This window comes from Streptococcus sp. HMSC073D05, from assembly GCF_001812015.1.
GTDB lineage: Bacteria > Bacillota > Bacilli > Lactobacillales > Streptococcaceae > Streptococcus > Streptococcus parasanguinis_D.
On sequence record NZ_KV807500.1, the window covers coordinates 64,792 to 67,315 of the forward strand.

Sequence of the window (2,524 nt, forward strand, 5' to 3'; positions counted from 1 at the left end):
CCCCATCAGATTTAAAAGGCTAAAATCTGTACAGGCATCAATAGAAAAATCTTGTTCAACCAACTTTTTAACTTCTGATGTTTTTCCCTCCAGAAACAAGTCCCAAGCCACATCAATTTTAGAAACCATCTATTTTCCCCCTTCAACTATAAACAACCTTCATTAAATAAAATCACTCTCAAAGAAGATGCTAAACACTACTTTTATAGATTTAATCCACTAGGCTAAAGTATAGTAAAAAGCCCAAATAACTACTATTTGGGCAAAATGTTACTTAGTTTCTTTTTAAATGAGCAATGAGTAACTTAATAAGATAAACTAGAACTACAAGTGATAATAGAAAGAAAATAGAATAAATAAAATAGATTTGCATATCTGCCACCTCCTAAATAAAAGAGATAAGCCATCTTTTCCTCAATATTATTGTACTCCCGTTTGAAAGCGGTGTCAAGTGGTATGATAAATAGTACTAGCACCTATTGTGAATTTAAAACCTATAAAAAGCAAAATAAATCAATCTGTTTCATTTTGAAATCCTTTAACGCTTGTAAAATATATCCTATTTTAGAAGAGGTACGTAAGAAGTTATCAATTTAGATAATATCAAAGCAAGAGAGAAATATAATTAGTAAACATAAATACAATTTTTTTTACATTTTTTATTATACTTTTATTAGTAAAATTGATAAAATCTTAATTAACAAAAATTATGGTTTATCTAATATTCCAATTACCTTACAACACAGGTTGATTGAATAGGATTAGATAACCGAAGCAATGTTGAAACGAATGGAGGGGATTAATATTAAGAATTTAATAAGTGATAAAATGTCTAATAGACAAATCATCAAAGACTTTATTAGTAGTTTTATTAGTTCTTTAAGTGGAAAAGCTTTTAATTTTGCTTTAGGATTAATGTTACTGGACCAAACAAAATCGGCAATGAGTTTTGGAATCAACATGATCATCTATCCTTTAGTCAGTTTGATTTTCTTGGTTCCAATCGGTAATTTAGTAGACCGATACCGTCATAAAAAGATCTTAATTTATAATTTTATCTTTAGGCTTATAATCTTTCTTCTGTTTTATGCTTTTTATTTTTTAACGAATTCATCTACTATCTTATACCTCGTAATCCCGTTTGTCATACTCCATTCTATTACAGTTAATATCAATGATACTTGTTATTCAGCCTCTATCCACGAGTTAGTAAATGATACAAAAATTCAACGATTAAGCTCTGTTACACAAACTGCCATTGCTATCGCAACCATGCTTTCCCCAGCTATTGGAGTCATTCTTTATAATTGGTTAGGCTTCTCAGGCTTTATTCTTATAGAAATTATTGCAAATCTCCTTTCTTTAGGTGTCTTACTTACCATGAAATTCTTCTATGAACACGAAGAACAAGAAGCTAAGATTAAACAGAATGAAAAGCATCAACATGGGGTCAAAGAAATTATCCAATTCTTAAAAGAAAATCAGATTGTCAAATATATTATTCTTGTTAGTGTTGTACTGAATTTTTTCTATACTTCCATTAGCATTGGAGTACCATTTGTAGTCAAAGAACAACTCTTATTAGATAATGCAACAGTAGGTATCCTAGAAACTATGTCTGCGGTTGGAATGTTATTAGCTAGTGTTTCTATGTCACTATTGCCAGACAAAAAAGAAAATAATACACTTCTCTCTAATAGAATTCGCATTCCACTTTTTCTTCTAACCATCGCTATCGTTGGTTTGGGCATTACATTTGCAACTACTAACACCCAAGTGATTATTTCTTCCGTTGGCGGTTTATTTATGGGAATTATCGCATTCACTCTTGTTATTCTAAATATTGTCGTCATGACCTATCTTCAAAGTAGCATTGAAACAAATTATTTAGGAAGAGTAATGAGTACTTTGTTCACACTAAATACGTCTATCATGCCGATAGGTACCATTGTATTTACTTATCTATTTCAAAAGGGCATAAACGGAGGTCTTATATTCATATTTGGAGGTGTTTCTCTCCTGATCTATACCGTGATAATGTTACCTCGAATATATAGAATACTCCAAAAAGAACACATTTATTGACATTGAAACAAAAGCAGTACTAAAACGTAAAACGAAAAAGACAAGGATAAAACACCTTGTCTTTTTTCAAAATATAAATGGACTGATTTATTTTGGATTCTATTTGTGATTTTGACATGCATCTATATAGGAAACCGTGATTTGCTTCCTCTTAATCATCAAGAATTCTCTCTTCGTGGTAGTTTCTGGGGATTTGTACTTGCATTATATCACTTACTATTCATTGATAAATTTGTTATCTCTAATCGGAAGTAAAACGATACTAGGTAAAAACTCAATTTCAGGAGAAAATAAAGTAAATCTCCCCACAATAAAACGCATAGTATCAAGGTTCTTCAAAACCTAATATTATGCGTTTTTTGATCCTAATGACTAGTAGGACCGCTTCGTTATTGTCCGACAAAATTTAATATGCTTCAAAACTATATCTTGTACAAAT

Annotated in this window: 1 protein-coding gene; it reads left to right on the top strand. The window is 30.5% G+C overall.

Translation table 11 applies throughout. From position 1 onward, the window contains the following. The first annotated feature begins 828 nt into the window (after positions 1–828). Positions 829–2,085: an MFS transporter gene (locus tag HMPREF2832_RS09690; protein WP_261674231.1), complete on the top strand. Its 1,257-nt coding sequence runs from the start codon at positions 829–831 to the stop codon at positions 2,083–2,085. Positions 2,086–2,524 lie beyond the last annotated feature (439 nt).

Bases quoted from the DNA above. Each gene is read 5' to 3' on its own strand.
- HMPREF2832_RS09690 (WP_261674231.1), top strand. From the start codon at position 829: ATGTCTAATAGACAAATCATCAAAGACTTTATTAGTAGTTTTATTAGT.